This is a genomic window from Virgibacillus halodenitrificans (assembly GCF_001878675.1).
Lineage (GTDB): Bacteria > Bacillota > Bacilli > Bacillales > Amphibacillaceae > Virgibacillus_Q > Virgibacillus_Q halodenitrificans.
In genome coordinates, this window is record NZ_CP017962.1 from 2,697,513 (window position 1) to 2,715,841 (window position 18,329).

General features: G+C 36.9%; 17 protein-coding genes. 7 read left to right on the top strand and 10 right to left on the bottom strand.

The genetic code is table 11. The features are described 5' to 3' along the window. Positions 1-19: 19 nt before the first annotated feature. On the top strand, positions 20-502 hold the full coding sequence (locus BME96_RS13980) for a hypothetical protein (RefSeq protein ID WP_071649343.1): 483 nt from the start codon (positions 20-22) through the stop codon (positions 500-502). Between the two features lie 57 nt (positions 503-559). Here BME96_RS13980 and BME96_RS13985 read toward each other — a convergent pair whose 3' ends face one another. Then, entirely contained in the window at positions 560-2,725 is a 2,166-nt protein-coding gene (locus tag BME96_RS13985; RefSeq protein WP_071649344.1) for a DNA topoisomerase III, read from the bottom strand. A gap of 179 nt (positions 2,726-2,904) precedes the next feature. On the opposite strand from BME96_RS13985, the gene ytaF reads away from it, so the two are divergent. Further along, on the top strand, positions 2,905-3,510 hold the full coding sequence (gene ytaF / locus BME96_RS13990) for a sporulation membrane protein YtaF (protein WP_060678459.1): 606 nt from the start codon (positions 2,905-2,907) through the stop codon (positions 3,508-3,510). Between the two features lie 320 nt (positions 3,511-3,830). Here the strand turns inward: ytaF and BME96_RS13995 are convergent, their stop codons facing one another. Then, positions 3,831-4,727, bottom strand: coding sequence for an AEC family transporter (locus BME96_RS13995; RefSeq protein WP_071649345.1), 897 nt, complete (start codon positions 4,725-4,727; stop codon positions 3,831-3,833). Positions 4,728-4,935: 208 nt separating this feature from the next. Between BME96_RS13995 and BME96_RS14000 the strand changes: the two genes are divergently transcribed. Then, complete coding sequence (locus tag BME96_RS14000) at positions 4,936-5,145, top strand: CsbD family protein (RefSeq protein WP_071649346.1); 210 nt, start codon at positions 4,936-4,938, stop codon at positions 5,143-5,145. A gap of 927 nt (positions 5,146-6,072) precedes the next feature. Next, positions 6,073-6,930, top strand: a complete 858-nt coding sequence (locus BME96_RS14005) for a CvfB family protein (protein WP_071649347.1) — start codon at positions 6,073-6,075, stop codon at positions 6,928-6,930. Positions 6,931-7,060: 130 nt separating this feature from the next. On the opposite strand, the gene BME96_RS14010 is transcribed toward BME96_RS14005, so the two are convergent. From BME96_RS14010 to BME96_RS14020, 3 genes are all read right to left on the bottom strand, one after another. Continuing rightward, positions 7,061-7,345, bottom strand: a complete 285-nt coding sequence (locus BME96_RS14010) for a hypothetical protein (protein ID WP_019376013.1) — start codon at positions 7,343-7,345, stop codon at positions 7,061-7,063. Positions 7,346-7,425: 80 nt separating this feature from the next. After that, positions 7,426-7,632 (bottom strand): YwbE family protein, encoded by a 207-nt coding sequence (locus BME96_RS14015; protein WP_019376012.1) that lies wholly within the window; start codon positions 7,630-7,632, stop codon positions 7,426-7,428. A gap of 40 nt (positions 7,633-7,672) precedes the next feature. Beyond that, entirely contained in the window at positions 7,673-7,903 is a 231-nt protein-coding gene (locus BME96_RS14020) for a DUF2164 domain-containing protein (protein ID WP_019376011.1), read from the bottom strand. A 151-nt stretch (positions 7,904-8,054) separates the two neighbouring features. On the opposite strand from BME96_RS14020, the gene BME96_RS14025 reads away from it, so the two are divergent. Both BME96_RS14025 and BME96_RS14030 read left to right on the top strand, forming a co-directional pair. Then, entirely contained in the window at positions 8,055-9,752 is a 1,698-nt protein-coding gene (locus BME96_RS14025; RefSeq protein WP_071649348.1) for a M3 family oligoendopeptidase, read from the top strand. A gap of 105 nt (positions 9,753-9,857) precedes the next feature. Continuing rightward, positions 9,858-10,643 (top strand): HAD family hydrolase, encoded by a 786-nt coding sequence (locus BME96_RS14030; protein ID WP_071649349.1) that lies wholly within the window; start codon positions 9,858-9,860, stop codon positions 10,641-10,643. Between the two features lie 77 nt (positions 10,644-10,720). Here the strand turns inward: BME96_RS14030 and BME96_RS14035 are convergent, their stop codons facing one another. The 5 genes from BME96_RS14035 to BME96_RS14055 form a co-directional block, all read right to left on the bottom strand. Next, the gene (locus tag BME96_RS14035; protein WP_019376008.1) at positions 10,721-12,208 is read right to left on the bottom strand and encodes a tripartite tricarboxylate transporter permease; all 1,488 of its coding nucleotides are present in this window, start codon (positions 12,206-12,208) and stop codon (positions 10,721-10,723) included. A gap of 12 nt (positions 12,209-12,220) precedes the next feature. After that, complete coding sequence (locus BME96_RS14040; RefSeq protein WP_019376007.1) at positions 12,221-12,679, bottom strand: tripartite tricarboxylate transporter TctB family protein; 459 nt, start codon at positions 12,677-12,679, stop codon at positions 12,221-12,223. A gap of 81 nt (positions 12,680-12,760) precedes the next feature. Then, positions 12,761-13,768: a tripartite tricarboxylate transporter substrate binding protein gene (locus BME96_RS14045; protein WP_019376006.1), complete on the bottom strand. Its 1,008-nt coding sequence runs from the start codon at positions 13,766-13,768 to the stop codon at positions 12,761-12,763. A 176-nt stretch (positions 13,769-13,944) separates the two neighbouring features. Beyond that, a complete protein-coding gene (locus BME96_RS14050; protein ID WP_019376005.1) occupies positions 13,945-14,640 on the bottom strand; it encodes a response regulator in 696 nt (231 codons plus the stop codon). Beyond that, positions 14,618-16,228, bottom strand: coding sequence for an ATP-binding protein (locus tag BME96_RS14055; RefSeq protein WP_019376004.1), 1,611 nt, complete (start codon positions 16,226-16,228; stop codon positions 14,618-14,620). Before BME96_RS14055 ends, BME96_RS14050 begins: the two co-directional genes overlap by 23 nt. A gap of 400 nt (positions 16,229-16,628) precedes the next feature. Between BME96_RS14055 and glpT the strand changes: the two genes are divergently transcribed. Beyond that, positions 16,629-17,993: a glycerol-3-phosphate transporter gene (glpT, locus tag BME96_RS14060; protein ID WP_060678451.1), complete on the top strand. Its 1,365-nt coding sequence runs from the start codon at positions 16,629-16,631 to the stop codon at positions 17,991-17,993. The last annotated feature ends 336 nt before the right edge of the window (positions 17,994-18,329 follow it).

Consider the following 18,329-nt stretch of genomic DNA (forward strand, 5'->3'; position numbering starts at 1 on the left):
ATAGGAGAGGTGAATTTTTATGAAACAAACAATTAAAGACAATAAAGTAGGTATAGCTGTTGGAGTTGGCGCAGTTGCTGGAATATCTTATTTATTAATTAATTCTAATTCAAGAAATAAAATGAAAGACACAACGAAAAACGCAAAAAATACTGCCGGCGATTATGTAAATGAAATTAAACAAGATCCAAAAGGAAAAAAGAACGAATATGTTAGCAAAGTTAAAACAGTTGTCGAGAACGCCCAAAATGCACTCAATAAAGTGCAATATGTATTGGACAATCAAGGCAAGGATATTAAATCTACAACTGAAGATATTGTTGATCATACAAAAGACATTGCCGCAACAGCTGCTGATGCGAAGGATGAATTAAAAGATGCTGGTGACGATATGAAAAAGGCAAAAGAAGAACTTAAGCATTCTTCTACTAACACGAATGGAGAAGCATCCAAGAAAACAAAAGAAACAGACCATCATGTTATTAATGATGCTATTGAATAAGAGGAAAGAGCTGCAAACATCCAAAGGAGGATGTTTGCAGCTCTTTATTTTATAAATCTATTTTTTCAATTTAGCCAATTGCTCAGCCAGCGCGTTATTTTTAAATCCATCATCTTGTTTCTTTAAATATTTATTAACATCTTTCTTTGATACTTTATGTTTTTTCTCACGCTGTTTTCGCTCATTAAATGTAGACAATTTCTCTCGATGGCCACACTTACATATAAACATTTGGCCCTCACCTTCACCTCGGAGCTCTAGACGTTTATGACAATTAGGACAGCGGGCATTGGTGACCTTTGCTATGTTTTTCCTATGGCCACAAGCACGATCTTGACAGACAAGCATTCTTCCATTTCTATTTTTGATTTCCAACATTAACTTGCCACAATCCGGGCATTTTGTTCCTGTCAGATTATCATGCTTAAATTTCTCATCACTGCCCTTTATTTCTTCTACTACCTCTTTAGCATATATTTTCATTTCGCTTATAAACTTTTTCTTCTCCAACTTCCCTTCCGCAATCATACCTAACTTCTGCTCCCACTCAGCCGTCAATGCTGGTGATCGTAAATCTTCCGGAACTAGTTCAAGCAACTGACGACCTTTTGAAGTAAGAAAGATATGCTTACCTTTTTGTTCCATATACATACCATTAAACAGCTTCTCAATAATATCAGCACGAGTGGCTACCGTACCTAAGCCACCTGTTTGGTTCATCGTTTTAACAAGCTTTTTATCTTCCATGTAACGCACTGGGTTTTCCATTGCTTGCAAAAGCCCACCTTCAGTGAAACGCTCCGGTGGCTTTGTTTCTCCTTCTGTAAGGTTTAAGGCCAACCCAGTAAACGTGGTTCCCTTTTCTATAGTAGGAAGGGTTTGATTGTCATTTGACTCATCGTCTTCATATTTATTGTCATAAATCTCTTTCCAGCCCTGCTTTTTAACAACTTTTCCCTTTGCAACAAAACTTTCCTTACCAATTTCTGCATGTATAGTAGTCTGCTCATATTCATACGGGTCAGATAAGACAGCCAGGAATCTTTTAACAACCAAATCATAGATTTTCCGTTCCTTATCATCTAAATCAGTTAAGATGACCTGTTGTTCTGTAGGAATAATAGCATGGTGATCTGAGACTTTGGCATTGTCTACCACTGCCTTTGTCAGCTTAAAATCCTTGCGGAGTAATTTTGCTGCTGATTTAGCATATTGATCCACTCCACATGCCCTCAACCGATCTTTTAAAGTTGGAACAATATCACTGGAAATAACACGTGAATCTGTTCGTGGATAAGTAAGTACTTTATGTTGCTCATATAATTTTTGCATGATGGAAAGCGTTTGTTTTCCAGAGAAATTAAAAATTCTATTCGCATCTCTTTGTAACTCTGTTAAATCATAAAGTTGAGGTGCAAATTTTTTCTTATCAGTCTTTTCTACATGTGTCACTTTGGCGGGTTGTTTTTTCAAATCGTGTAAAAGCTTCTTTGCTTGCTCTTTGGAAAAAATTCTCCGATTATTTTTCGCATCCTGCCAAGCTAGTTTAAAGCCTTTATTCGTCTTAGCTTCCACTCCATAAAATTTCCTCGGTTTAAATTGATTTATTTCTCTTTCTCTCGTAGCTATTATAGCTAGTGTAGGTGTCTGAACACGTCCACTGGAGAGTTGTGCATTAAATTTAGTTGTAAGGGCTCGTGTTGCGTTTAAACCAACATACCAATCGGCTTCAGAGCGCGCTACTGCCGCGTCATAGAGATTTTCATATTTTTTTCCAGACTTCAGATGTTTGAAGCCATCTTTTATTGCTTTATCAGTAACGGAGGAAATCCATAAACGTTTCACAGGCTTTGTTACTCTCGCTTTTTCTAAGATCCAGCGAGCAACGAGCTCTCCTTCCCTTCCCGCATCCGTTGCGATAACAATTTCCTTGACATCCTTTCGATTCAATTGAGTTTTCACTGTGCTAAATTGTTTTCCAGTTTTCTTAATTACAACTGTTTTTAGATTGGAGGGAAGCATTGGTAAATCCTCCAGCTTCCATGTTTTATATTTATCATCATAGACTTCAGGATCAGCCAGAGTAACTAAATGCCCAAGAGCCCAAGTTACAATATAATTAGAACCCTCCATAAAGCCATTACCTTTTTTACCACAATTTAGAACACGTGCGATATCCCGACCTACAGAAGGTTTTTCTGCCAATACGACTGTTTTACTCATTAATAAAATCCTCTCTATTAAAATGGCGTAAATAATTCCACCATAAGACGTTTATACATACTTTACCATATTACTCTATATTCTTCATTGGCCTGCATCCAACTTACGATTATTCCAAGCACAAAGCACTTCAATTTTCCATAAACTATATTCAGAGTTGAAGTAAAGGATTTGATGCTATGCTGTTTTATACAGGACTATTACTACTTGTCATAGCTGTAAGCTTGGATGGCTTTGGAGTCGGCATCACTTATGGCATGAGAAATATTCGTGTCCCCTTCCCTGCTTTGTTCATCATTATGATATGTTCTGGTGTAATTGTCGTAATTTCAATGACCATAGGAAATGTTATAAGTTCCTGGTTCACACCTACTGCTGGGAAATTTTTAGGAGGTAGTATTTTAGTTGCGTTAGGGCTATTCTCCTTGTGGAACAGCATAGGTAAAAATAACGATGAGAAAGGTAAGAATAAAAATATCCTGACGACTGTTTTATCCACTCCCGATTCGGCAGACCTTGACCAATCAGGAACTATATCTACCGGTGAAGCTTTTTTACTTGGAGCAGCACTTGCATTGGATGCACTTGGAGCTGGTATAGGTGCTTCTATGCTTGGCTACTCACCAGTTATAACCGCCTTTCTGATCGCTTGCATGAGTGGTATATTTCTTTTTTCAGGAATCCGCGTAGGAATTATTTTAGCAAAAAATGAAAAATTGCGCCGCATGGCAGTAATCCCCCCGGTACTTCTTATTACAATTGGTATTTTGAATATCATTGTTTAGACATGAGTAGCTCCCCTATTATAAAGTGTAAGGGGAGCTTTCCCGTGGAAGTTATTATTAAAATCTTGATTGAGGTTTGAAACTGGACGACTCAGGTTCAATATTTTGTAGTATGCTAAATAAGAAAAAAACCACGGTACAGATAAACTGTCCGTGGCTTTTTTTATAGCATGGAAATAATCCAGCCTATTACAACAATTGCTCCTATTATCATTAAAATAGTTCGTAACATATTTTTTCATCCTTTCAGGTCACTATGGGTTAGCTTTTTCGTATATCTATTACTTACCCAACATTCCTCCCTGAAAAACATTACAGTTTTATGTCACGATGTTTAATAAGATTGTTAAGCTCAGAATACTGAATAGTGTTGCAATAAACGTAATACTGGAAACAAGTTCAGGCTCTGTATCAAACTCTATTGCATACATTGTCGTAGTAGCTGCGGTTGGCATAGCTGAAATAATTATTAGAACAGTGGCTACGACCGGATCCATGTCTACTACTGTTACAAAAGCAAATGCAATTAGAGGTGCGATAACCATTTTTAAACTGACTGCTGAAATAATTACCTGCCAATTCAAACTGATACCTGTAATGGATGCTAACTGCATGCCCAGCATAATCATCATCACAGGAATAGCTGCCTCGCCTACCATCGTTAAGGTAGAATGAAGAGATTCAGGTACCAATATATGTAACTGCTGAAAAGTAAAAGCAAGGATAGCGGCATACGTAGTCGGCATTTTCAATACGTTTTTCACCGCCCGTTTAACCCCACTCGTACTCCTCGAAGCATAATACACTCCAAAAAAATTATTTTGCAATGCCTGTACAACCATGATAAATATTGCGAAAGGCAGAGCAGCATCCCCAACGCTAAAAAGAACAACAGGCAAACCGTAATTCCCCGAATTCATAAAACCTGTCGCAAGTATTGAGGCACTCTCCACGGATGGTTTCCATTTTAAGATTTTGGCTAGCACTTTATTTAAAAAGACCATTGTAAAAAACAGGACAAACATGTAGACAGCGATGATTGTGTAACTATTGTCGAATTCTGCTTCATATAGAGAGGTAAAGACTAGAGCAGGGGATAATATGTATAAAGATACTGCAGATACAGATTTTACATCAAGTAAACGAATCCGCTGGAGAATATACCCTGCGGTAAACACAGCCATTATTGGTATAATTACATTAAAAAACAAACCCATGAAATACAACTCCAATTAGTATAACTTCTTAGTAATTGTAGCATATTTATTTTTCCTCTTGTCTAAAAAAGCTTGTTCGGTGCTGTAAGCGACCTTACTTCGTACATTATCCCCTAAATATTGCTATCAAAAGAAATTGGCATGTTTATGGGAACGAACCACAGGGAATTGGTCTTATATATCAGACAATCACAGGAGGTTTATATAAATGAAAAAAGATGGAACTGACTATAAGACAGAAGGTACCGCAGATAAAATAAAAGGAGAAGCAAAAGACCAATACGGACAATCAGCCAACGATAAAGGAAAGCAAGCTGAAGGGTTAAAAGACAAGGCAAAAGGAGAAGTGAAGGATAAAGCTGGAGAAATGAAAAATAAGTTTGATGAGGAAAAAGCAAAAAGGACAAAGAATGAATAAAGGATTCTTTTCGATTTAACACGTGCCCAATACACATGCACGTGTTTTATTTTTACCTCAAGCTATATTTAGGGGTTGTACACTAATTCATAATGCAAATAAACTCCGAACTAACTTGGTATTATTTTATCTTTTTTTAAAGAGGTGGACTAACCCATTGATTTCCACTGCAGTGGGACGCTTTCCGCCAGCAGGAGTCGCCCCCTTCCGCTCCAATCAATTGATATATGGTTTTATCTTAGTTTATTGTTTACTCAATTATTTTTTGTCACTTCGATATTACTAACGCATCTTAGCGGAGGAAAAATATGTAGACTCCAGCGGGAAAAACGAGACTAGTGAGACCCTACAGAACGTAACTAATTAGGAACAAAGGCTAAGTTCGTCACGTCTGTGACAACGCCTTTGTAACCACATCCTGCAGGCCCGAGTTCGAGGAGGCTTGCAGGCCGCCCGCGGAAAGCGTAATATTTTTCCCTAGCGAGGTTTGGAATATCATCAACTAGTTCGCATTTTCTCCTACTACGAACTAACTTAAAGGATTTGACAAATTAATGTTTCTGTGAGAATATAGTTAAGTTAACAAAGTGAAGTAGCAAATAAGTGATCTGGCATTCTGCAAAATGTTTTTGATGATGCTTATTCACACTGGCGCGACTAAGGGGTCGCAAGGACGTAAGAGCAGGTAGGGCTTACGTTGCTTAAGTTAGAGAACACCCAGTGGAACACGTACCGCGGTTAAGCGAAATTTTATCCGGAGTATTAACTCCTTAGATAAACATGCTGAATATATAAAAGTTGAGATAGAATTTCCCACCCGAAACTTTCGGGCTAAAAATAAAATTAAAACTTATGTGTTACTTTAGAAATCAAAGGGGTACTCTTAATAAGGAGTGCCCCTTTTCCAATAGAAAGAAGGTTATTAAAATGAATTCATTACAAGTAGGTACCATTCAAACAATGATAGTGGACAGAAAAATTGAAACCGGCTATGTATTAAAAAAAGAAACGGAGGAAGTTTTACTCCATCACAATGAAAGTGATATGGAACTGGAAGCAGACCAAAAAGTTAACGTCTTTTTATATGTCGATAAAAAAGGGAATAAGATTGCAACAACAAAATTACCTAACATTCAAATGGACATATATGACTGGGCTGAAGTTGTAGAAGTAGTTCCAAACCTTGGTGTTTTTGTTGATATTGGCACAACAAAAGAAATACTGGTATCCAAGGATGATCTTCCTCTGTTTGAAAATGTATGGCCACAAACTGGAGACCGACTCTATGTTACACTTGGAAAAGACCAAAAGAATCGGTTACTTGCCATACCAGCATCAGAAGGAATAATCTTTCGCGAATTTGAATTTACACAGGATGCGGAATTATTAAATCAGCCAGTCAGCGGTACTGTTTATTACACAAGCAGAGAGGGTGCCGCAATAATCACAGAGCAGAATAATCGTGGATTTATTCATCATACAGAGCGTAAAACAGAGCCCCGCCTTGGCGAATATGTACGTGGACGCATAATTGAGGTTAAACCTGACGGAACCCTAAACATCTCACTTCGACCTTTAAAACAACATAGTATGGGCGATGATGCTGACGCAATTCTAACACATTTAGAAACCGGTGGAGGCGTAATTCCTTTTAGTGATAAAAGTGATCCCGAGGATATCCTTGGCACCTTTAATATTAGTAAATCTGCGTTTAAACGTGCACTTGGAAAGCTGATGAAGGAAGGCAAGGTAGAACAAAGAGAGGGACAGACGTACCTGAAATAGTCTTTTATATTACTTATTCTTCATCTAGCATGAGCTAATGAACTTGTTCGACTACTGCTAAATAAGTTTCCTATTCCAAGTGTTACTAAACAAAAAAAGAGCGATAATCTCGCTCTTTTTTCTGTTTATCTTACGCTTTTACATTGGCATAAGATTCCACAAGGGATGTAATTATAAAACCAAGGGCAGCTGCAAACAGGCAGGCAATTCCCCAGCCGCCATAGCCGGCACCCATCATGTCAACTTTTTCAACAATTGGTGCCATGAATAGGAATGCGAAACCAGCCAAAGCTACAATTACACTAGGAAAGTAACCTGTGAACTTTTCTTTTGATGTGGCCTTGGAGACAACCAAATTCACAATGATAACTATTGCTGCTAAGATTGCGCCAATAATGATTACTGAACTAGCCATACTTTCACCTCATAAATTAATATAGTGCTATATATAGTCTACAATTGAAGCACATTAAAGTCAATTGCACAAAGGTATTTTCACACAATAGACGTATTCGTATACACTCTTCCTACTTGTCCATCTGTGAGGCGTACTTTAATGCCGTGAGGATGATAAGACGAATTTGTTAGTAAATCCTTTACAACTCCGCTTGTCAATTTCCCCGTACGTTGGTCTTTTTTTAATACGATTTCCACTTCCATGTCTGGATGGATGTTTTCACGGTACCTTCCATCTACTACCATAAATTAATTCTCCTTTACTTAACAATGCACCTATACCTTTTTAAACTTTTTGAATTGCAAACAAATCATCTAATTTCTCTGTCATATACGTATGAGAATCCTCTACCCCAAGATTATAAAAAACTGGTGCTAATTTATCCATAAAGAAATCAAGAAACATTAACGCTGCTAAATTTCCTATATCCTCTCCGCGCTCTTGTTCAAAATAAGCTTGAATATGACCAGCCATTTCTTCTTTCTGTTCTTTAGTAATTTCAAATTTTGAGTTCATATAATCGACCTTTCTTTTAATATACTAATAATCACAGTTTATCATACATTACCGTTAATCGTTTGGCGAATACGCCTTTTTTTCATACAATTAAAAGGAGTTATCACTATTATGTCGAAATATTTTATTTAAGTACAAAAGGAGGAACACGATGAAGACATTTGAAAAATTTGTATATGTAAGGCCAGACATAAAAAAGGAACAGGAGCTTTTTTATAAATTTCTTGCTAATTTCAGGAAGGCCTCATCCGTTTCTGAAGCGAATAAGGCAATTGAAAAGATAAATGAACAGCGAAATAGACTATCAAGCCTTTTCAATATCGTCTATATACGTTCTTCTATTGATACGAATGATGAGTTTTATCAAAAGGAAAGGGATTTTTTTGATGACATTGATCCGGAAATAACCGCTTTACATACTGCTTTTTATAAAGAGCTTATTAAATCTCCTTTTCGACTTGAATTAGAAAAAAAATGGGGAAAGCAATTATTCGATATTGCTGATTACACCATCAAAGCTTTTTCCGAAGAAGTTATCCAACTGCTAAAGGAGGAAAATAAATTAACATCTGCATATGCAAAACTGGTTGCATCTGCTCAGGTAGAATTTCAAGGTAAAGTTTATACTTTAGCACAGCTTTCACCTTTTGCCCAAGACCAGGATCGGGAAACCCGGAAAAAGGCTATTCAAGCTAGTACAGGTTTTTTTGAAAAACACCAAGGAGAATTTGATGATTTATATGACAAGCTTGTTAAGATCAGGCATAAAATTGCTACAACGCTAGGCTATAAGAATTTCATAGAACTTGGATATATTCGGATGTTACGTGTTGACTATGATACAACCATGGTTGAGAAGTTCAGAAAACAAGTTCGAGAAGTAATTGTTCCGCTGGTAAGTAAGCTTTATGAAAAACAGAAAAAACGGATTGGTGTAAACACACTAAAATTCCATGATGAAAACTTTAAATTTAAGAGTGGAAATGCAAAGCCTAAAGGCGACCCTCAATGGATTATTGAAAACGGAAAAAAGATGTACGAAGAACTTTCTCGTGAAACTAAAGACTTCTTCCAGTATATGCTTGATCGCAATCTCATGGATTTGGAAGCCAAAAAGGGAAAAGAGGCAGGTGGATATTGTACATTTGTTGAGGATTATCAAGCACCATTTATTTTTGCCAACTTTAATGGTACCTCAGGTGATGTTGATGTACTAACACATGAGGCTGGCCACGCATTTCAAGTTTATTCCAGCAGAAATATTGGTATACCAGAATACATTTGGCCAACCTACGAATCTGCAGAGATTCACTCTATGAGTATGGAGTTCTTCACATGGCCATGGATGGAACTTTTTTTCAAAGAGGAAACAGACAAATATAAATATACTCATCTGGCAGATGGATTGCAGTTTATCCCTTATGGAGTAGCAGTAGATGAATTTCAACATCAAGTTTATGAAAATCCGGAATGGACACCAACTGATCGAAAAAAAGCTTGGAAAAAGCTTGAGGAAATCTACCTTCCTCATAGAGAATATGACAATAATTCTTACTTAGCAGCAGGTGGATTCTGGCAACGCCAAGGGCATATTTACGAGGTACCTTTTTATTATATTGATTATACACTTGCCCAGATCTGCGCCTTTCAATTTTGGAAACGATCGCTAGAAAATTATCAGGAAGCTTGGGAAGATTATTTAAAACTATGTAAATTAGGTGGATCCAAATCCTTCCTGGGTTTATTGGAATCAGCAAACCTTCAGTCACCTTTTAAAGAAGGAACCATAGAAGCAGTTGTTCAAACTATTGAGGAATGGCTCGACCAAGTGGATGATACATCTCTATAATCGATAAACAAAGCAGTCCTGGGTGGCTGCTTTTTGTTTTACCTGCATTTACGTGTTTATTGTGCTAGACTTTTTCTATATCCAACAGGTAAAGGAGCTACTAGAATGACGTATAAAATACTTTTTTTAGATATAGATGGAACCATACTAAAACCAGATCACACATATGAAACAACTACCAAAAATGCAATTAAACAAGTGAAAGATCAAGGTATTGAGGTATTCCTGGCAACTGGCAGACCACTTCACGAAGTAGAAAAACTAGCAAGTGATTTGGAGATAAGTTCCTATATTGGCTATAATGGAGCATTTGCTGTGTATCAAAATGAAACAATTATAAATGAACCAATGCGAAAAAAATCTGTAGAGGAATTCCTCCAAATATCCGAAGAGCTTCAACATGATATGGTACTCTACTCCAGGGATAAGAATTATTTTACTTCCTTGGAAAAAGAAGTCGTACAGAAATTCATTGAAACATTTCAACTAGTGAAAAATGATACTTATCATGATGGAGTCTCGAGTGATATATTAGGAGCAACGGTGATTAATGTTAGTGAAGGTCAATCTCAAAATTATGAGATAGAACCTGATATAAGGCTTTCTCCTGTCAATGTTGATGGGGCACAGAACAGCTATGACATTATTCGTAATCAAGTTAACAAAGGCGAAGCAGTAAAAAAATTACTCGACAGATTAGAAATCCCCCGGGAGAAAGCCATCGCTTTTGGAGATGGAATGAATGACAAAGAAATGTTAATGGCAGTTGGGGAAGGTTTTGCAATGAGCGACGGACACCCAGATTTAGCTCAATACGCTAAACATCAAACTACTGCAGTGACGGATTCAGGAATATACAACGGTTTAAGAAAATTGGGCTTAGTAAAATAGTAAATGTGAAAAAAATGAAAAGGTATTGATCCTGTTTGGGTCAATACCTTTTTTATTTACATTATTTAACTAAACCACTATGCTTGACGCTTTCTTAGCAGCTTTATTAATGGAAAAATAAAAGATAAGAAAGCGATGATAAGTAAAGTAAGTGCAATTGGTTCTTGTACGAAAATAGATAGACTTCCATTAGAAATTGTTAATGATTGTCTAAAGGCTTGCTCCATCATTCCTCCAAGAATGAACGCTAAAATAAATGGCGGAGCCGGAAAAGCATAAAGCCTCATTATAAACCCAACTACACCAAATAATAATAGCATATACAGATCAAATGTATTAAAACTGATAGCATAAACACCTATAATACTAAACATAATGACAAGAGATATCAGTAGCGGGCGCGGAATCTTAAGTACCTTAGCAATATAAGGGATTAACGGCAAATTTAGAATCAGTAAAAACACGTTACCAATGTACATACTTGCAATGATGCCCCAGAATATCTCCGGCCGATCTGTCATTAGCAAAGGACCAGGCTGTACTCCTAAAACTAAAAATGCGCCAAGCATTACAGCAGTAGTTCCTGAACCTGGTATACCTAAACTTAATAGTGGAACAAATGCACCGCTTGTAGCAGCATTATTTGCTGTTTCTGGTGCTGCCACTCCTTTTATAGATCCTTTTCCAAACTCCTCTGGGTGCTTTGCTATTTTCTTTTCAGTTATGTATGCAATAAAAGAAGCTATCGTGGCTCCAGCACCTGGTAGCACCCCGAGTATGAAACCAAGAAAGGACTGACGCGTCATTGGTCCGCTCATTTCTTTAAATTCTTTTTTAGTTATTCGTAAGCTGCCCAGTTTATGAGCATTTTCCATCGATAAATCTTTTCGGTTAATAACTAGTGAGCAAACTTCTGCTAATGCAAACAAGCCTAATGCAATGACTAGAAAATCCAATCCTTCTAGTAAATTCACATTTCCAAAGGTAAAACGTTGCGTTCCTGTTTGTGCATCAATACCAATTGTCACAACCATAAAACCAACCACTGCAGATATTAATGCTTTAATTGTTGAGCCTTCAGATAGACTAGTTATTGCAGTTAGTCCCATAAACATTAACGCAAAATATGCTGGTGGACCAAAGGAAATAGCAACACTTGATAGTACGGGAGCAAGTAACATTAATAACACGACACTCACAGTCCCACCAACAAAGGATGATATAGCTGCAATCGCTAAAGCTTTTCCAGCCTTCCCCTGCTGTGCCATCGGGTAACCATCAAATGATGTAGCTACTGTTCCAGATACCCCAGGAGCATTTAATAAGATGGAAGAGGTAGAGCCCCCAAAAATGGCCCCATAGTAGACACCCGCCATCATTACCAATGCTGAGGTAGGGTCCATCCCAAAAGTAATTGGAATCATTACTGCAATAGCACTAATTGGCCCGAGTCCTGGCATCATACCAATAAACGTCCCTACAAAGACGCCAATTAATACATATAAAATTCCCTGCATGCTGAAAGCAACTTGAAAACCTGTCATAATTCCTTCAATTGAACCCATTTTCTGCCTCCTCTAAAATGGTAATATGCCTGGTGGTAAACTGATTTTCAGAAATTGTGTAAATGTAATGTACATGAATAAGGGAAATAGAATGGCAACAATTAGATTGGTAATATGCTTTCTATAACCTAAAAATAAAGAACAAAAGAAAATAAAAATAGCTGTAGTTACAACAAAACCCAGTATTTCTAAAAGCGTAATATAAAGAAAAACGAAGGCAAACACGGCTAACAAAGCACCAATATCTTTTCTGGGAATATTCCTTCTAGCTTTCTGTTCCTGCGTCTCTGAGTCCTTTGCAAAATAGAGACATATTGCTAAACCCACTAATAAGAAACCAAGTCCTTTTGGAATAACATCAGCATCAACCGGAGTATAGGGGTAAGTTGGCAACTGGTATGCGAGCACAAGGTATCCGATAGCTAAGAGAAGAAGCACACAGCTGACTCGTTTGTTTAATGTATTTAGCATAATCACACCACCTCTAAATTTTTCTTCTTGTTAAAAACAAAGGGAAGTTAATGAGGTATCCATTAACTTCTCCTCTTCTGCTTATTTAGAAAGATTTAATTCATCCAACAATGTTTTGATTTCTTCTTTTTGCTTATCTAAAAATGTTTTATATTCTTCACTATTCATATACATTTCATCCCAGCCATATTGTTTACGAATTTCAGCAAACTCCTCTGATTCACTTAATTTCTTAAACTTTTCCTCATAGTATTTTATTGCGTTCTCATCCATGTTAGGCGGACCAAAGAAGCCTCTCCAGTTAACAAACGTTGCATCTATTCCTTGCTCCTTTGCGGTAGGGAAATCTTCCAATACTTCTCCTTCCAGTCTTTCTTCAGACGTTACGCCCAACACTTTGATTGTCCCTGCCTTTACTTGCTCTACAGTTTCAGATACTCCTGTTGAAAATACATCTACGCTACCATTGAGTAGTTGGGTAAGACCTACACCATCCTGATCAGACACATATTTTATTTTTGAAATATCTACCCCAGCTGCTTTAGCTATTTGAACAAACTGTATATGATCCATACTTCCAGGTGAAGAAGTTCCGACAACGGTAATGCTTTCAGGGTCTTTCTTCATATCTTCAAATAACTCATTTAAATTGTCCCATTTTGCATCTTTAGCCACAGCAAATGCTGCATAATCAGCAATCATATTAGCAAGTGGTGTAAAATCTTCATGTCCATATTCTGACTGTCCATTCAAAGGAATAAGTACAATTGGAGGTGAAGCTACGAATAGATTATAAGGGCTGGCATCATGGCCTGCTACATAGGCCCAACCTACCGCGCCTCCACCTCCGGGCTTATTTACAACTCCAATATCCTGTTCTATGATACCCGTTTCATTAAAGACTTTTGCTGCCATTCTTGCAGTAGTATCCCAACCACCACCAGCACCAGCCGGTGCAACTAACTCGATTGGTTTTTCAGGCTCCCAATTTTTTTCATCTGTTCCGCTTGTTTCTTTTGATTCAGACGCACACGCTGTTGTAACGAGTACAAAACAAAATAGTATGAACACAAACAGTAATTTTCTCAAAAATAACTCCCCCTCTTTTCTTTAGTAACATAAATGTAGTTTAATTTTTCTGATTTGTAACCGTTACCAAAATAAAGTTTACAATGTTTTTTATGTCTATTTTGTTCATTTTGTTCACGAGATCGAATTAATTTTCATTATTATAGATAGAAAAACGTCTAGAGATTGATTTATCTCTAGACGTTCTTACTTTTTTTTATTTTGTTACAATGATATTTTCGTTCTGGCCTACCAACAATACCGTATTCCAACTCAGCAGTAACACAGCCTACTGATATTAAATATTCAAGATACCTTCTAGCAGTTGTTCTAGAAACACCTATTTTTTTCCCGGTTTCTTCTGCGGTTAGTCCTTCACCAAATGCTTCCATAATCTCCTCTACCTTTTTTAAGGTTAATGGATCAATACCTTTTGGCGTACCTTCTTCTTCTAACATTAGCTTTTGTTTGCCGAGTAATTCATCAAGGAAGGATTGATCAATCTCCTCCTGATTTGCTATTCTTTCTTTCATCGTTTTATAGCGTTCTATCGTCTCTAAAAATTGATTTATTTTTACTGGCTTTAAAATGTAATCAAACACTCCATTTCGAATAGATTCTTCAACGATCTCTTTTTCTGCAGCAGCGGAGATAATAATAATATCCAGTTCAGGATTTATTTTTCTTAAATCACGAATCATTTCATTGCCCTGCAGATCTGGCATGTAAATATCCAGTAGTAGTAAATCTACTTCCTGTTTACTGACAAAATCTAACGTTTCTTTTCCATTTAGTGCCTTTCCGATAACCTGGAGGCCAGTAATTTTTTCTAAAAACTTTTCATGAATATTCGCGATACGAAAATCATCTTCAGCTATCAATACTTGAATCATCGTTTAGCCCTCCTCTCTGTTTAGGTATAAATACTGTAAAAATTGCTCCCCCATTTTCCTGATTCAATACTTCTATTTGGCCGTCAAGTTCAATTATCGTTTTTTTAACGATATAAAGACCATATCCTCTATCTTCTTTTGTTTTTGTTGTAAAACCCTGGTCAAATATCGTATGTAACATATCCTCTCGTATACCAGTTCCACTATCAGCTATTTCAAAGATAATATCTTCTCCGGCATCTGTAGTAAAAAAGGTCACTTTCTTTTCTAACGTTGCTTCCACAGCTTCAAATGCATTATCAATAAGATTCCCCAATATAGTAATTAATTTTGATACACTTAACTGTACTGGCAATGTCTCAAGATAACTTTCATCATCGATAATAAGATCAATTTTTTTCTCAGATGCCTTACCTAATTTCCCTAATAAAATTGCTTGGACGGTTCGGTCTCTTATCTGTTGAAGCAATATTCGATTTTTAGTTACATTCATTTGTGATTCAGTTTGAATAAGTTCAATCGCCTCATCATAATAGCCAAGCTGCAGTAATCCTGATAATACATATAGCTTGTTTGTATACTCATGTGTTTGTGCTCTTAAATCCTCAGAGTATTTCTTTACCTCAGACAATGTGTTAATCATTTCATTTAATTCCGTTTTATCACGAAAACTCGATACTACACCTACTACCCCATTCTTTTCATAAATAGGGATCCGATTTACAATGACCGGTCGATGGTTTAACACCATTTCTTCATCAATCATTACCTGACCAGTTGATAATACTTCGTACATTTTTGTATTAGGAAATACTTCTTCAATCTTCTTCGTGAGTAAATCTCCTTGCAGATCTAAAAGTTTACGAGCAGAATCATTTAATAAATTAATCCTTCCTTGTTCATCTATTGCTACTATACCTTCCTTCACTGAAGAAAGAATTGCTTCACGGTCTCTATACAAAGAAGATATTTGGTGTGGCTCTAAACCTAACGTATCATTTCGGATATCCTTTGCAAGTAAGATCCCACCAACCACACCAATTAGAAGAACGATAGAAGATATTCCACTTAATGTGAGTAGTTTGCTAGCAATCGTTGACTTTATATCTTTAACCAAAAACCCTACGGAGACTATTCCAATAATATCGCCTGCATCATTAAATACAGGAGCTTTTCCTCTTAGTGACGGGCCAAGACTTCCAACAGCCTTAGAAATGTAATATTTACCTTCAATTAAAGCTTTATCATTATCTCCTCCCACCATTTTCCTTCCTATTTTTTGCGGGTCAGGATGAGCAACCCTAATACTCTCACTATTTCCAACCACCACAAATTCAGCTCCAGTAAACTTTTTCACTTCATCTGCAATCGATTGAACAATTATTTCCGGCTGTTGACCTTGGAGTGCATTTCTAACTGAAGGCATGAAAGAGATCGTTCGAGCAGCCTGTAGAGCTCTTTCCCCCATTTGTTCCTCTACCTCTTTAGACTCAAGAAAGCCATTAATTGCTGTAACAGCGATAATAACAAATAAAATCAGACTAATTATGAGGACTAGTATCTTTGTTTGTAAAGAGATTTTTCTCATTCAACAAAACCTTTCTATAACCTGGATATTTTATGGCTCTACATACAGTATAGTGCAAGCTTTTATAGATTTATAGACTGATTTTTTAGTATAACCAATTGTATTCTGAAACCTATTCTATTACTTTTATACTTTTTTCATGTATGCGTTGACAATTTTTAAATAATCATATATTCTTAATTTTACAAGTTAAGAGGTAGCGGAGACGAGGAGACCATACTAATCTATATACCTTCCTATTGGGATGTGTATGTTTTAGTATGGACTTTTTGTGTGAAATCGCGTCTGCTTACCTAGTAACTTTAGCTTTAATAACGAAGGAGGGGCAGCTAACCATTATATTAATGGGGTTTGGGGAATTTGTTTTCTATTTTTTTATATACAACAAGGAGGAGCTTTTATGTTAAATTTCTTTAAACCTGCTCCAGCTAAAGAAAGATTACCAGAAGAAAAGATAGATGCTGAGTATAAAAAACTTAGATTCCAAGTCTTTATGGGGATTTTCATTGGCTATGCAGCTTATTATTTAATTCGGAAGAACTTTTCACTCGCTATGCCTTACCTTACAGAAGAAGGTTTTTCAAAGGGGGAATTAGGTGTAGCTCTATCCGCTATTTCCATTGCCTATGGAATAAGTAAATTTGTTATGGCAACGATCTCGGATCGAAGTAATGCTAGAGTTTTTCTAGTCACTGGTTTAATTTTGTCGGCAATTATAAATTTATTAATGGGATTTGTCCCCTTCTTTACTTCAACCATTACGATCATGTTTATTATGCTATTTCTTAATGGCTGGGTTCAAGGGATGGGTTGGCCACCTTCTGGACGTGTTCTTGTGCATTGGTTTAGTGTGAGTGAACGTGGTGGTAAAACCGCTATTTGGAACGTAGCTCACAATGTCGGTGGTGGACTTATGGCTCCATTGGCTATTGGTGGTGTTTCACTTGCAACAACCTATTTTGGAGCAACATTCATTGGATATGAAGGGGTATTCATTTTACCAGCGTTAGTCGCTGTCGTAATTGCAATTATCGCTTTTGCATTAATTCGCGATACTCCGCAATCAGTAGGCTTGCCTCCAATTGAAGAACATCGGGATGACTATCCAAGTAAATCCAAAAAAACATTTGAAACAGAATTAACTACAAAAGAAATTCTCTTTAAATATGTACTTAATAATAAATGGGTTTGGGCTATTGCTATCGCTAATATTTTTGTTTATTTTGTACGTTACGGTGTCTTGGATTGGGCACCTACCTATTTAAGTGAAGAAAAAGGCTTTAATATGAGCGAATCCGGAATTGCCTACTTCCTGTATGAGTGGGCAGGTATTCCTGGTACACTATTATGTGGTTATATTTCCGATAAAGTTTTTAAAGGTCGGCGCGGGCCTGCTGGTGTTGTATTTATGCTTGGTGTGTTAGTCGCAGTTCTTGTGTACTGGTTCAACCCTGCCGGTAACCCACTTGTTGACAATATTGCATTAATTGCCATTGGTTTCTTAATTTATGGTCCTGTTATGCTAATTGGGTTACAAGCTCTCGATTTTGTACCTAAAAAAGCTGCTGGTACTGCTGCTGGATTAACTGGCTTCTTTGGTTATATTGGTGGTGCTGTATCAGCAAATGCGATTATGGGATTTGTGGTTCAGCACTATAGCTGGGATGCTGGGTTTATGCTATTAACAGTTTCTTGCGCGCTTGCAGTAGTGTTGTTTGCAATCACTTGGAACGTCCGAGGCCAAGAAGTTGTAAAAAATCACTAATTCAGACTAATCTTGAGGGTTGAACATCGTCGAAAATTATGTAAAGACAAACTACCTGCCATTCCACAATGGCAGGTAGTTTTATTTTATGGTTCTTATATTTGTTGGGGGTCTTCAATGATTCGGAAAATATTGTATAGTAAAACCTATATATTAATTCATAAATAGGTACTGCGGAATCTTTCGCTCTCCGGCGGATTATCTCGCTCTACTGCCGATTAATTCTTTCTCCCGCTGATTATCTCGCTCTGCTGCCGATTAATTTGTTCTCCGGCGGATTACTTCGTTCTACTGCTGATTAATTAGTTCTCTGGCTGATTATCTCGCTCTGCTGCC

Coding starts and splice junctions, on each gene's coding strand:
- BME96_RS13980 (WP_071649343.1), top strand. CDS start 20: ATGAAACAAACAATTAAAGACAATAAAGTAGGTATAGCTGTTGGAGTT.
- BME96_RS13985 (WP_071649344.1), bottom strand. CDS start 2,725: ATGAGTAAAACAGTCGTATTGGCAGAAAAACCTTCTGTAGGTCGGGAT.
- ytaF (WP_060678459.1), top strand. CDS start 2,905: ATGCTGTTTTATACAGGACTATTACTACTTGTCATAGCTGTAAGCTTG.
- BME96_RS13995 (WP_071649345.1), bottom strand. CDS start 4,727: ATGGGTTTGTTTTTTAATGTAATTATACCAATAATGGCTGTGTTTACC.
- BME96_RS14000 (WP_071649346.1), top strand. CDS start 4,936: ATGAAAAAAGATGGAACTGACTATAAGACAGAAGGTACCGCAGATAAA.
- BME96_RS14005 (WP_071649347.1), top strand. CDS start 6,073: ATGAATTCATTACAAGTAGGTACCATTCAAACAATGATAGTGGACAGA.
- BME96_RS14010 (WP_019376013.1), bottom strand. CDS start 7,345: ATGGCTAGTTCAGTAATCATTATTGGCGCAATCTTAGCAGCAATAGTT.
- BME96_RS14015 (WP_019376012.1), bottom strand. CDS start 7,632: ATGGTAGTAGATGGAAGGTACCGTGAAAACATCCATCCAGACATGGAA.
- BME96_RS14020 (WP_019376011.1), bottom strand. CDS start 7,903: ATGAACTCAAAATTTGAAATTACTAAAGAACAGAAAGAAGAAATGGCT.
- BME96_RS14025 (WP_071649348.1), top strand. CDS start 8,055: ATGAAGACATTTGAAAAATTTGTATATGTAAGGCCAGACATAAAAAAG.
- BME96_RS14030 (WP_071649349.1), top strand. CDS start 9,858: ATGACGTATAAAATACTTTTTTTAGATATAGATGGAACCATACTAAAA.
- BME96_RS14035 (WP_019376008.1), bottom strand. CDS start 12,208: ATGGGTTCAATTGAAGGAATTATGACAGGTTTTCAAGTTGCTTTCAGC.
- BME96_RS14040 (WP_019376007.1), bottom strand. CDS start 12,679: ATGCTAAATACATTAAACAAACGAGTCAGCTGTGTGCTTCTTCTCTTA.
- BME96_RS14050 (WP_019376005.1), bottom strand. CDS start 14,640: ATGATTCAAGTATTGATAGCTGAAGATGATTTTCGTATCGCGAATATT.
- BME96_RS14055 (WP_019376004.1), bottom strand. CDS start 16,228: ATGAGAAAAATCTCTTTACAAACAAAGATACTAGTCCTCATAATTAGT.
- glpT (WP_060678451.1), top strand. CDS start 16,629: ATGTTAAATTTCTTTAAACCTGCTCCAGCTAAAGAAAGATTACCAGAA.